Genomic DNA, 11,073 nt, shown 5'->3' with positions numbered 1-11,073 from the left:
ATTGTTCCTCCCAGGAGCAAATGGCATGTTGATAAACTCAACGATTGTGGACTTGCAGATCGTGTTGGATACGACCTTCCATCGCTTCATACTGGCGAAAGAAGAGCAGTGGTACAGCCGCGAGAGCAAAGAGCAGTGCGGGGACCCAGATAAATGCCAGACTGATACCTTCCAACCCTGCAGCCGTCTGTTGTTGGTTGGGGATATAACCAAAGCTGTCCATAATCAAGGCAGCGAAAGCTGTACCGATACCACTGCCCATCTTGATGCAGAAGGTGCTGCCGAAGGCGATCAGAATGCCGGTCGCTTTAATGCCGGTTTTCCAGCGACCAAAGTCAACGGCGAAACCGAGCATCGCGAAAGGCATAGAGCAGGCGATGCCGCTGCCGATATTGGCGAATACCCAGGCGGCGATCATCAAAGGGATGCTGTCGGCGGCCAGCCACATGAGGCCCCCGCCTGACATCGCGACCAGCAGCCCGGTAATCCAAATCCAGGTTTTGGTGAGATAGCGACTGAAGAACGGAATGGCAATGATAAACAGGATCTGAATGGTGGCGAGGCTGTTGACCAGCGGGACCAAGTCTTTGCGATCCAGGTTGTAGGTTAAATAGTAAACAATAGTGGTGTTGCGCTGCTGTAGGGCAATCCAGAAGATGAGGTTCGCTACTACCATCAGGATCCACGGCCAGTTCCCTTTCATTGCCGAAAAACTCTTTTTCATCGGCAGTCGTGGTTCTTGCTGTATTTTATCGGTATCCAGTTCGCGAATATTTTTAAAGGCAAACAACGTTAAGGCACAGGATATTACAGCAAAGACAATGGCAGTATAAATAAAGCCTGCTTTATCGTTACCCTTACCAAGGAATGCGACCAATGGCAGTGCTGTCGCATTCATTAATAGTACGCCAATTTGCCCACCAGTCATGCGATATGAGTTTAATACCAGGCGTTCTTTTGGTGACAGCGTCATCAGCGGTAATATGGCGCTTAATGGTGTATTCAACCCAGTAAACAGAATGCTGGCTAACATGTACGATATTGCTGCATAAACAGCTTTTCCTGTCATGCTGATATCGGGTGACCAGAAAGAAAGCGCACTAAATACAGCAAAAGGTAATGGTAACCATAAAAACCATGGACGGCATTTTCCATAACGCGAATGGGTTTTATCGATAATGATCCCCCACACTGGCGCATCGATACCGTCTACAATGCGCGCCAGCAGTAGGATGATGCCTGCAACCGCCAGGCTAATCCCTGCTACGTCGGTGTAGAAATAAAGAATGTAGGTAGAGCCAAAACAGTAGAGCAGATTACCGGCAACATCCAGTGAGCCGTAGCTAATCCGCTGTATTAAAGGTAAGGAATCGGATGAAGTTGATTGAGTGGTTTCAATGACGGAACTCATTATATTCTCTCCAGAACAAGAATGCCTGTCTCAGAAATACAGCTTTTATTTTCTAAGCAAATACATACTGACTTTCCTTAATGCATATTTATTAATGATTTAAACAACGTTGTGGGGATGAGATTAGTTAAGGAGAGTGGTGGCGACAATTATAATTTTTCGTTTTAAGTTTGCGTTAATTCGTTTTTGGCTTTGTTTATCTGTATTTTGTTATACAGTTCACGTTTTATCAGAGAATAAAACATTTTCATTTTCATGATGAAATGTTAAATGTTTTATCCTTGGGGAAATATATGGCGGCAGGACTAAGTAAAAGAGAGATGTCTTTCATTTGAAACTTTCAGGCGCGCAGGCATAAAAAAACCCGCTTGCGCGGGCTTTTTTACAAAGCTGACAACAAAAGGCGATTAAGCCAGTTTGTTGATCTGTGCAGTCAGGTTAGCCTTATGACGTGCAGCTTTGTTTTTGTGGATCAGACCTTTAGCAGCCTGACGGTCCACGATCGGTTGCATTTCGTTAAATGCTTTCAGTGCAGCAGCTTTGTCGCCAGCTTCGATAGCTGCGTATACTTTCTTGATGAAAGTACGCATCATAGAGCGACGGCTTGCGTTGTGCTTACGAGCCTTTTCAGACTGAATGGCGCGCTTCTTAGCTGATTTGATATTAGCCAAGGTCCAACTCCCAAATGTGTTCTATATGGACAATTCAAAGGCCGAGGAATATGCCCTTTTAGCCTTCTTTTGTCAATGGATTTGTGCAAATAAGCGCCGTTAATGTGCCGGCGCTCGTTACGTAGTGATGGCGCAGGATTCTACCAGCTTGCGGGGTGTGAATACAGCTTTTCCGCGATAAAAATTGCATCAGGCCGTGAGTTTCTTCCCGTGATTTGCGCCATGGCAATGAAAAGCCACTTCTTTCTGATTTCGGTACTCAATCGCCGGTTAACCTTGACCGCTGTACAAGGTATACTCGGACGATTTTCACTGTTTTGAGCCAGACATGAAGCTGATACGCGGCATACATAATCTCAGCCAGGCCCCGCAAGAAGGGTGTGTGCTGACTATTGGTAATTTCGACGGCGTGCATCGCGGTCATCGTGCGTTGTTACAGGGCTTACGGGAAGAAGGGCGCAAGCGAAACTTACCGGTGATGGTGATGATTTTCGAGCCTCAACCGCTGGAACTGTTTGCCACTGATAAAGCCCCGGCGCGACTGACCCGGTTGCGGGAAAAACTGCGTTACCTTGCAGAGTGCGGCGTAGATTACGTGCTCTGCGTGCGTTTTGACAGGCGTTTTGCGGCGTTAACCGCGCAAAATTTCATCAGTGATCTTCTGGTGAAGCATTTGCGGGTAAAATTCCTCGCCGTGGGTGATGATTTCCGCTTTGGCGCTGGTCGTGAAGGCGATTTCTTGTTATTACAGAAAGCTGGCGCGGAATACGGCTTCGATATCACCAGTACGCAAACTTTTTGCGAAGGTGGCGTGCGTATCAGCAGTACCGCCGTGCGTCAGGCACTGGCGGATGACAATCTGGCTCTGGCAGAAAGTTTACTGGGGCACCCGTTTGCCATCTCCGGGCGTGTGGTCCACGGTGATGAATTAGGGCGCACTATAGGTTTCCCGACGGCGAATGTACCGCTGCGCCGTCAGGTTTCCCCGGTGAAAGGGGTTTATGCGGTAGAAGTGCTGGGCCTCGGTGAAAAGCCGTTACCCGGCGTTGCAAACATCGGAACACGCCCAACGGTTGCAGGTATTCGCCAGCAGCTGGAAGTGCATTTGTTAGATGTTGTAATGGACCTGTACGGTCGCCATATACAAGTAGTGCTGCGTAAAAAAATACGCAATGAGCAGCGATTTGCGTCGCTGGACGAACTGAAAGCGCAGATTGCGCGTGATGAATTAACCGCCCGCGAATTTTTTGGGCTAACAAAACCGGCTTAAGCCTGTTATGTAATCAAACCGAAATACGGAACCGAGAATCTGATGAGTGACTATAAATCAACCCTGAATTTGCCGGAAACAGGGTTCCCGATGCGTGGCGATCTCGCCAAGCGCGAACCGGGAATGCTGGCGCGTTGGACTGATGATGACCTGTACGGCATCATTCGTGCGGCTAAAAAAGGCAAAAAAACCTTCATTCTGCATGATGGCCCTCCTTATGCGAATGGCAGCATTCATATTGGTCACTCGGTTAACAAGATTCTGAAAGACATTATCGTGAAGTCCAAAGGGCTTTCCGGTTATGACTCGCCGTATGTGCCTGGCTGGGACTGCCACGGTCTGCCGATCGAGCTGAAGGTAGAGCAAGAATACGGTAAGCCGGGTGAGAAATTCACCGCCGCCGAGTTCCGCGCCAAGTGCCGTGAATACGCTGCGACCCAGGTTGACGGCCAGCGCAAAGACTTTATCCGTCTGGGCGTGCTGGGCGACTGGTCGCGCCCGTACCTGACCATGGACTTCAAAACTGAAGCCAACATCATCCGCGCGCTGGGCAAAATCATCGGCAACGGCCATCTGCACAAAGGTGCGAAGCCGGTACACTGGTGCGTTGACTGCCGTTCTGCACTGGCAGAAGCGGAAGTTGAGTATTACGACAAAACTTCTCCGTCCATCGACGTCGCTTTCCAGGCGGTCGATCAGGATGCGCTGAAAGCGAAATTTGGCGTAAGCAACGTTAACGGCCCAATCTCGCTGGTTATCTGGACTACCACGCCGTGGACACTGCCTGCGAACCGCGCAATCTCTATTGCACCTGATTTCGACTATGCGCTGGTACAGATCGACGGTCAGGCCGTGATTCTGGCGAAAGATCTGGTTGAAAGCGTGATGCAGCGCATCGGCGTTAGCGATTACACCATCCTCGGCACGGTAAAAGGTGCAGAGCTGGAACTGCTGCGCTTTACCCATCCGTTTATGGGCTTCGACGTCCCGGCAATCCTTGGCGATCACGTTACGCTGGATGCCGGTACCGGTGCCGTTCACACCGCGCCTGGCCACGGCCCGGACGACTATGTAATCGGTCAGAAATATGGTCTGGAAACCGCTAACCCGGTAGGCCCGGACGGCACTTATCTGCCGGGTACTTACCCGACGCTGGATGGCGTTAACGTCTTCAAAGCGAACGACATCGTCGTTGCGCTGCTACAGGAAAAAGGCGCGCTGCTGCACGTTGAGAAAATGCAGCACAGCTATCCGTGCTGCTGGCGTCACAAAACGCCGATCATCTTCCGCGCAACGCCGCAGTGGTTCGTCAGCATGGATCAGAAAGGTCTGCGCGCGCAGTCGCTGAAAGAGATCAAAGGCGTGCAGTGGATCCCGGACTGGGGTCAGGCGCGTATCGAATCGATGGTTGCTAACCGTCCAGACTGGTGTATCTCCCGTCAGCGCACCTGGGGCGTACCGATGTCACTGTTCGTGCACAAAGACACGGAAGAGCTGCATCCGCGTACCCTTGAACTGATGGAAGAAGTGGCAAAACGCGTTGAAGTTGACGGTATCCAGGCGTGGTGGGATCTCGATGCGAAAGAGCTCCTCGGCGACGAAGCTGACCAGTACGTGAAAGTGCCGGATACGCTGGATGTATGGTTTGACTCCGGCTCTACCCACTCTTCTGTTGTTGATGTGCGCCCGGAATTTGCCGGTCACGCTGCGGACATGTATCTGGAAGGTTCTGACCAGCACCGTGGCTGGTTCATGTCTTCTCTGATGATCTCCACCGCGATGAAAGGCAAAGCGCCGTATCGTCAGGTACTGACCCACGGCTTTACCGTAGATGGTCAGGGCCGCAAGATGTCTAAATCCATCGGCAACACCGTTTCGCCGCAGGATGTGATGAACAAACTTGGCGCGGATATTCTGCGTCTGTGGGTGGCATCAACCGACTACACCGGTGAAATGGCCGTTTCTGACGAGATCCTGAAACGTGCTGCTGACAGCTATCGTCGTATCCGTAACACCGCGCGCTTCCTGCTGGCAAACCTGAATGGTTTCGATCCGGCAAAAGATATGGTGAAACCGGAAGAGATGGTGGTACTGGACCGCTGGGCCGTAGGTTGTGCGAAAGCGGCACAGGAAGACATCCTCAAGGCTTACGAAGCGTACGATTTCCACGAAGTGGTACAGCGTCTGATGCGCTTCTGCTCCGTTGAGATGGGCTCCTTCTACCTCGACATCATCAAAGACCGTCAGTACACCGCGAAAGCGGAAAGCCGGGCGCGTCGTAGCTGCCAGACGGCGCTGTATCACATCGCAGAAGCGCTGGTGCGCTGGATGGCACCAATCCTCTCCTTCACCGCTGATGAAGTGTGGGGCTACCTGCCGGGCGAACGTGAAAAATACGTCTTCACTGGCGAATGGTACGAAGGCCTGTTTGGTCTGGCAGACAGCGAAGCGATGAACGATGCGTTCTGGGACGAGCTGCTGAAAGTGCGTGGCGAAGTGAACAAAGTCATTGAGCAAGCGCGTGCCGACAAGAAAGTGGGCGGCTCGCTGGAAGCTGCAGTGACGCTGTATGCAGAACCGGAACTGGCGGCGAAACTGACCGCGCTGGGCGATGAATTACGATTTGTCCTGTTGACCTCCGGCGCTACCGTTGCAGACTATAACGACGCACCTGCTGATGCCCAGCAGAGCGAAGTACTCAAAGGGCTGAAAGTCGCGTTGAGTAAAGCCGAAGGTGAGAAGTGTCCACGCTGCTGGCACTACACCCAGGACGTCGGCAAGGTGGCGGAACACGCAGAAATCTGCGGCCGCTGTGTCAGCAACGTCGCCGGTGACGGTGAAAAACGTAAGTTTGCCTGATGAGTCAATCGATCTGTTCAACAGGGCTACGCTGGCTGTGGCTGGTGGTAGTCGTGCTGATTATCGATCTGGGCAGCAAATACCTGATCCTCCAGAACTTTGCTCTGGGGGATACGGTACCGCTGTTCCCGTCGCTTAATCTGCATTATGCGCGTAACTATGGCGCAGCGTTTAGTTTCCTTGCCGATAGCGGCGGCTGGCAGCGTTGGTTCTTTGCCGGTATTGCGATTGGTATTAGCGTGATCCTTGTGGTGATGATGTATCGCTCGAAGGCCTCGCAAAAGCTAAACAATATCGCTTACGCGCTGATTATTGGCGGTGCGCTGGGCAACCTGTTCGACCGCCTGTGGCACGGCTTCGTTGTCGATATGATCGACTTCTACGTCGGCGACTGGCACTTTGCCACCTTCAACCTTGCCGATACTGCTATCTGTGTCGGTGCGGCATTGATTGTGCTGGAAGGTTTTTTGCCTTCTAAAGCGAAAAAACAATAATAAACCCTGCCGGATGCGGCCTACTGATTACTGCGAAATCGTAGGCCGCATCCGGCAAAAATCCTCAAAATACAAGAGCAAACCTGCATGTCTGAATCTGTACAGAGCAATAGCGCCGTCCTGGTGCACTTCACGCTAAAACTCGACGATGGCACCACCGCCGAGTCCACTCGCAACAACGGTAAACCGGCGCTGTTCCGCCTGGGCGATGCTTCCCTGTCAGAAGGGCTGGAGCAACACCTGCTCGGGCTGAAAGTGGGCGACAAAACCACCTTCTCGCTGGAGCCAGATGCGGCGTTTGGCGTGCCGTCACCGGACCTGATTCAGTACTTCTCCCGCCGTGAGTTTATGGATGCAGGCGAGCCAGAAATTGGCGCAATAATGCTTTTTACCGCAATGGATGGCAGTGAGATGCCTGGTGTGATCCGCGAAATTAACGGTGATTCGATTACCGTTGATTTCAACCATCCGCTGGCCGGGCAGACCGTTCATTTTGATATAGAAGTGCTGGAAATCGATCCGGCACTGGAGGCGTAACATGCAGATCCTGTTGGCCAACCCACGTGGTTTTTGTGCCGGGGTAGACCGCGCTATCAGCATTGTTGAAAACGCGCTGGCCATTTACGGCGCACCGATTTATGTCCGCCACGAAGTTGTGCATAACCGCTACGTGGTCGATAGCCTGCGCGAGCGTGGGGCTATTTTTATTGAGCAGATCAGCGAAGTGCCAGACGGCGCGATCCTGATCTTCTCCGCACATGGTGTTTCTCAGGCGGTACGTAACGAAGCGAAAAGCCGCGACCTCACGGTATTCGACGCGACCTGTCCGCTGGTGACCAAAGTGCATATGGAAGTCGCCCGCGCCAGTCGTCGTGGCGAAGAGTCGATTCTCATCGGTCACGCCGGGCATCCGGAAGTGGAAGGCACGATGGGCCAGTACAGCAACCCGGAAGGGGGAATGTATCTGGTCGAATCGCCGGACGATGTGTGGAAACTGACGGTCAAAAATGAAGAGAAACTCTCCTTTATGACCCAGACCACGCTATCGGTGGATGACACGTCTGATGTTATCGACGCGCTGCGTAAACGCTTCCCGAAAATTGTCGGTCCGCGCAAAGATGACATTTGTTACGCCACCACCAACCGTCAGGAAGCGGTACGCGCCCTGGCAGAACAGGCGGAAGTCGTACTGGTGGTCGGGTCAAAAAACTCCTCCAACTCCAACCGTCTGGCAGAACTGGCGCAGCGTATGGGTAAACGCGCGTTTTTAATTGACGATGCGACAGACATCCAGGAAGAGTGGGTGAAAGAGGCGAAATGTGTCGGTGTGACTGCGGGCGCATCAGCGCCGGATATTCTGGTGCAGAACGTCGTCGCTCGTTTGCAACAGCTTGGAGGCGGCGAAGCCATCTCGCTGGAAGGTCGCGAAGAAAACATTGTTTTTGAAGTACCAAAAGAACTACGTGTCGATATTCGTGAAGTCGATTAAGTCATTAGCAGCCTAAGTTATGCGAAAATGCCGGTCTTGTTACCGGCATTTTTTATGGAGAAAACATGCGTTTACCTATTTTCCTCGATACTGACCCCGGCATTGACGATGCTGTCGCCATTGCTGCTGCGATTTTTGCCCCCGAACTCGACCTGCAACTGATGACCACCGTCGCGGGTAATGTCTCGGTTGAGAAAACCACCCGCAACGCCCTGCAACTGCTGCATTTCTGGAATGCCGATATTCCGCTTGCTCAGGGAGCTGCTGTGCCACTGGTTCGCGCACCGCGTAATGCGGCATCTGTGCACGGTGAATCGGGAATGGCAGGGTATGACTTTGTCGAGCACAACAGAAGCCCACTGGATAAACCAGCATTTCTGGCTATTCGGGATGCTCTGATGCGTGCGCCAGAGCCTGTTACTTTGGTAGCCATCGGCCCGTTAACCAATATTGCGTTATTACTTTCACAATGTCCGGAATGCAAGCCGCATGTTCGCCGTCTGGTGATCATGGGCGGTTCTGCCGGGCGCGGCAACTGCACGCCAAACGCCGAGTTTAATATTGCTGCCGATCCAGAAGCTGCTGCATGTATTTTCCGCAGTGGCATCGAAATCGTCATGTGCGGTCTGGATGTCACCAATCAGGCGGTGTTAACTCCTGATTATCTTGCCACGTTGCCGGAGTTGAATCGTACCGGAAAAATGTTGCACGCCTTGTTTAGCCACTACCGCAGCGGCAGTATGCAAAGCGGCCTGCGTATGCACGATCTCTGTGCCATCGCCTGGCTGGTGCGTCCGGACTTGTTCACTCTCAAACCGTGCTTTGTCGCGGTGGAAACTCAGGGCGAATTTACTTCAGGTACTACGGTCGTTGATATTGATGGTTGCTTGAGTAAACCTGCAAACGTGCAGGTGGCGCTGGATCTGGATGTGAAAGGTTTTCAGCAGTGGGTCGCGGAAGTACTGGCACTGGCGAACTAACGATTTAACAGGGATGTACTCAATGACATATGGAGAGGCGTGGTTGAAAGGATGGCAACACATTTTCGATTATAAAGGTGTCGCCACTCGTTTTGAGTTCTGGTCGTTTATTAGTGGAAGTGCAGCTATCTGCCTGCTGCCGCTTATATGCTGGTGGTTGGCGACAACAATTGACCGTGATTATGGTGTTTTCATATTTTATGCACTCCCCCTTTCTGGTCTGCTGGCATTGATTTTTGCCGTTCCGGCGATGGCATTGGGCTTTAGACGGATGCATGACATCGGGCATCCAGGCTGGTGGTTTGCTATTGGGGTCTTACTCCCCTATGTTGGGATTATTCTTTTTGTGCTTTGCTGCTTGCCATCAAAACCAGAGAAAATGCATTGATTAATCCTGGCACGGTCAGCCCGTGTCAGGAGACGCGATACGTATTTATTGGTTCCATAAAGTTGTGACGAGGCCGGCGAAACAACGTCGTATCGTATAGGGTTAATCGATTAATCTGCTATGCTTTCAGTGTTGTTCTCCTCGGGCCGGAGATACATATGAAACCTTCTTTTATCCAACCACCGCAGTTGTTGTGGGAAAGCGGCGCTTTTTCCTCGACTCCTCTTGTTCAAAAATCAACCTGTATTCAGGATCTGCCGGACATTTTTGCTGACGAACGCGCCTGGCATGCCTTACCTGCCGACCAGGTCGTGTATTGCGTTGAAATGATTGATAGCTCTCCCGCTGAAGGTGAGTTCTATACCGGTGTTACGCACCTTAATCCGGGAAAAGTCGGCAACGAGTTTTTCATGACCAGAGGCCATTTCCATGCACGGCGGGAACAGGGTGAAGTTTACTTTGGCTTGCGCGGTCGCGGTCTGCTGTTATTGCAAAACGAAGCGGGTGAAGCTCGTCTGGAAGAGGTGTTTCCCGGTTCAGTGCATATTATTCCGGGATTTACCGCTCATCGCTTAATTAATACTGGAGATGAAATCCTTTCTGCACTGGCGGTATGGCCGGGTGTGGCGGGGCATGATTATGCAGCATTACCGCAGGGCTTTGCGCTACGTGTGGTTGAGGAAAATGGCGAGATCATGGGGAAAGAGGTGCAGAATGGCTGATTCCCGACAGATCTACGGCCTGGATATGGCGATTCATCACCAGCCGCTGGGGTTTAGCTATGGTGAAGATGTTACCGGGCCGATGCCGGAAATTCGTCATCTCAACGACATCCGCGCTTCTCTGCGTGATCCGGACTGTGAGGGGCCAGAAGACGTTTATGCCATTGCGATGGATGTGGCGCGGATGCAGGATCGCGAAGAACTGAATAAGCGCATGTTGCTGTTTGGCGTTGTCACCTATGCGGCGGGCAGACTGGGTGAGGAACCTGTTCGCAGTCAGGGGCATATTCACCGTATCAGCCAGCACAGCGGCTGGTCGCCACCGGAGCTTTATGAGATCTGGCAGGGGAAAGCGATTATCTACATGCAGGAGTATGTTGACGACGACCCAGGCCGCTGTTTTGCAGTGATTGCAGGTCCAGGAGAAAAGGTGTTAGTGCCGCCAGGCTGGGGACACGCGACCATTTCGGCAGATCCCAATACTCCGTTAACCTTCGGCGCCTGGTGCGATCGGGAATATGGTTTTGAGTATGAGGCGGTACGGGCGCATAAAGGTCTGGCGTGGTATCCGTTGTTGCAGGGCAACAATATTATCTGGCAGCACAACTCAAGCTATATACCGGGGCGCTTACAGGTGGTCACCGCGCGGAATTATCCAGAGTTTGGCATAACAGAAGCGCCAGTTTATCAACAATTTATTGACGATCCGGCACGCTTTCAGTTTATTTCGCGACCAGAAAAAGCCGCTGAACTGTGGCAAAACTTCCATCCATGAAAAAGCCGGGGGCA

General features: G+C 52.0%; 12 protein-coding genes. 10 read left to right on the top strand and 2 right to left on the bottom strand.

What is annotated here, in order from left to right:
- Nucleotides 1-37 precede the first annotated feature (37 nt).
- Together H9644_RS00970 and rpsT are read right to left on the bottom strand one after the other, a co-directional pair.
- Nucleotides 38-1,411, bottom strand: coding sequence for an MFS transporter (locus H9644_RS00970; protein WP_191772761.1), 1,374 nt, complete (start codon nucleotides 1,409-1,411; stop codon nucleotides 38-40).
- Nucleotides 1,412-1,818: 407 nt separating this feature from the next.
- Nucleotides 1,819-2,082 carry a 30S ribosomal protein S20 gene (gene rpsT / locus H9644_RS00965; RefSeq protein WP_001274019.1) on the bottom strand — a complete coding sequence of 88 codons (264 nt, stop codon included), beginning with the start codon at nucleotides 2,080-2,082 and terminating at the stop codon, nucleotides 1,819-1,821.
- A 102-nt stretch (nucleotides 2,083-2,184) separates the two neighbouring features.
- Here rpsT and H9644_RS00960 point away from each other — a divergent pair, with 102 nt between their 5' ends.
- From H9644_RS00960 to H9644_RS00915, 10 genes are all read left to right on the top strand, one after another.
- The gene (locus H9644_RS00960) at nucleotides 2,185-2,403 is read left to right on the top strand and encodes a DUF2575 family protein (protein WP_064525381.1); all 219 of its coding nucleotides are present in this window, start codon (nucleotides 2,185-2,187) and stop codon (nucleotides 2,401-2,403) included.
- Nucleotides 2,404-2,410: 7 nt separating this feature from the next.
- Complete coding sequence (ribF, locus tag H9644_RS00955) at nucleotides 2,411-3,352, top strand: bifunctional riboflavin kinase/FAD synthetase (protein ID WP_064525378.1); 942 nt, start codon at nucleotides 2,411-2,413, stop codon at nucleotides 3,350-3,352.
- A 42-nt stretch (nucleotides 3,353-3,394) separates the two neighbouring features.
- Nucleotides 3,395-6,211 carry an isoleucine--tRNA ligase gene (gene ileS, locus H9644_RS00950; protein WP_105289207.1) on the top strand — a complete coding sequence of 939 codons (2,817 nt, stop codon included), beginning with the start codon at nucleotides 3,395-3,397 and terminating at the stop codon, nucleotides 6,209-6,211.
- Nucleotides 6,211-6,705: a signal peptidase II gene (gene lspA / locus H9644_RS00945; RefSeq protein ID WP_064525374.1), complete on the top strand. Its 495-nt coding sequence runs from the start codon at nucleotides 6,211-6,213 to the stop codon at nucleotides 6,703-6,705. The genes ileS and lspA overlap by 1 nt, the downstream gene beginning before the upstream one ends.
- Before the next feature lie 87 nt (nucleotides 6,706-6,792).
- Entirely contained in the window at nucleotides 6,793-7,242 is a 450-nt protein-coding gene (fkpB, locus tag H9644_RS00940) for an FKBP-type peptidyl-prolyl cis-trans isomerase (protein WP_000004655.1), read from the top strand.
- Nucleotide 7,243: 1 nt separating this feature from the next.
- The gene (ispH, locus tag H9644_RS00935) at nucleotides 7,244-8,194 is read left to right on the top strand and encodes a 4-hydroxy-3-methylbut-2-enyl diphosphate reductase (RefSeq protein ID WP_064525371.1); all 951 of its coding nucleotides are present in this window, start codon (nucleotides 7,244-7,246) and stop codon (nucleotides 8,192-8,194) included.
- Between the two features lie 65 nt (nucleotides 8,195-8,259).
- On the top strand, nucleotides 8,260-9,174 hold the full coding sequence (gene rihC, locus H9644_RS00930; RefSeq protein ID WP_191772759.1) for a ribonucleoside hydrolase RihC: 915 nt from the start codon (nucleotides 8,260-8,262) through the stop codon (nucleotides 9,172-9,174).
- Between the two features lie 22 nt (nucleotides 9,175-9,196).
- Nucleotides 9,197-9,562 carry a DUF805 domain-containing protein gene (locus H9644_RS00925; RefSeq protein ID WP_191772757.1) on the top strand — a complete coding sequence of 122 codons (366 nt, stop codon included), beginning with the start codon at nucleotides 9,197-9,199 and terminating at the stop codon, nucleotides 9,560-9,562.
- A gap of 158 nt (nucleotides 9,563-9,720) precedes the next feature.
- Complete coding sequence (locus H9644_RS00920) at nucleotides 9,721-10,284, top strand: glucose-6-phosphate isomerase family protein (RefSeq protein WP_191772755.1); 564 nt, start codon at nucleotides 9,721-9,723, stop codon at nucleotides 10,282-10,284.
- The gene (locus H9644_RS00915) at nucleotides 10,277-11,059 is read left to right on the top strand and encodes a glucose-6-phosphate isomerase family protein (protein ID WP_191772753.1); all 783 of its coding nucleotides are present in this window, start codon (nucleotides 10,277-10,279) and stop codon (nucleotides 11,057-11,059) included. Before H9644_RS00920 ends, H9644_RS00915 begins: the two co-directional genes overlap by 8 nt.
- Nucleotides 11,060-11,073 lie beyond the last annotated feature (14 nt).

The organism is Escherichia whittamii (assembly GCF_014836715.1).
Classification (GTDB): domain Bacteria; phylum Pseudomonadota; class Gammaproteobacteria; order Enterobacterales; family Enterobacteriaceae; genus Escherichia; species Escherichia whittamii.
Note: the sequence above shows the minus strand (reverse complement) of the source record. Positions and strands in the feature narration are given on the sequence as shown.

Bases quoted from the DNA above. Each gene is read 5' to 3' on its own strand.
- ileS (WP_105289207.1), top strand. From the start codon at position 3,395: ATGAGTGACTATAAATCAACCCTGAATTTGCCGGAAACAGGGTTCCCG.
- H9644_RS00920 (WP_191772755.1), top strand. From the start codon at position 9,721: ATGAAACCTTCTTTTATCCAACCACCGCAGTTGTTGTGGGAAAGCGGC.
- H9644_RS00970 (WP_191772761.1), bottom strand. From the start codon at position 1,411: ATGAGTTCCGTCATTGAAACCACTCAATCAACTTCATCCGATTCCTTA.
- ribF (WP_064525378.1), top strand. From the start codon at position 2,411: ATGAAGCTGATACGCGGCATACATAATCTCAGCCAGGCCCCGCAAGAA.
- H9644_RS00925 (WP_191772757.1), top strand. From the start codon at position 9,197: ATGACATATGGAGAGGCGTGGTTGAAAGGATGGCAACACATTTTCGAT.
- lspA (WP_064525374.1), top strand. From the start codon at position 6,211: ATGAGTCAATCGATCTGTTCAACAGGGCTACGCTGGCTGTGGCTGGTG.
- ispH (WP_064525371.1), top strand. From the start codon at position 7,244: ATGCAGATCCTGTTGGCCAACCCACGTGGTTTTTGTGCCGGGGTAGAC.
- fkpB (WP_000004655.1), top strand. From the start codon at position 6,793: ATGTCTGAATCTGTACAGAGCAATAGCGCCGTCCTGGTGCACTTCACG.
- rihC (WP_191772759.1), top strand. From the start codon at position 8,260: ATGCGTTTACCTATTTTCCTCGATACTGACCCCGGCATTGACGATGCT.
- H9644_RS00915 (WP_191772753.1), top strand. From the start codon at position 10,277: ATGGCTGATTCCCGACAGATCTACGGCCTGGATATGGCGATTCATCAC.
- H9644_RS00960 (WP_064525381.1), top strand. From the start codon at position 2,185: ATGTGCCGGCGCTCGTTACGTAGTGATGGCGCAGGATTCTACCAGCTT.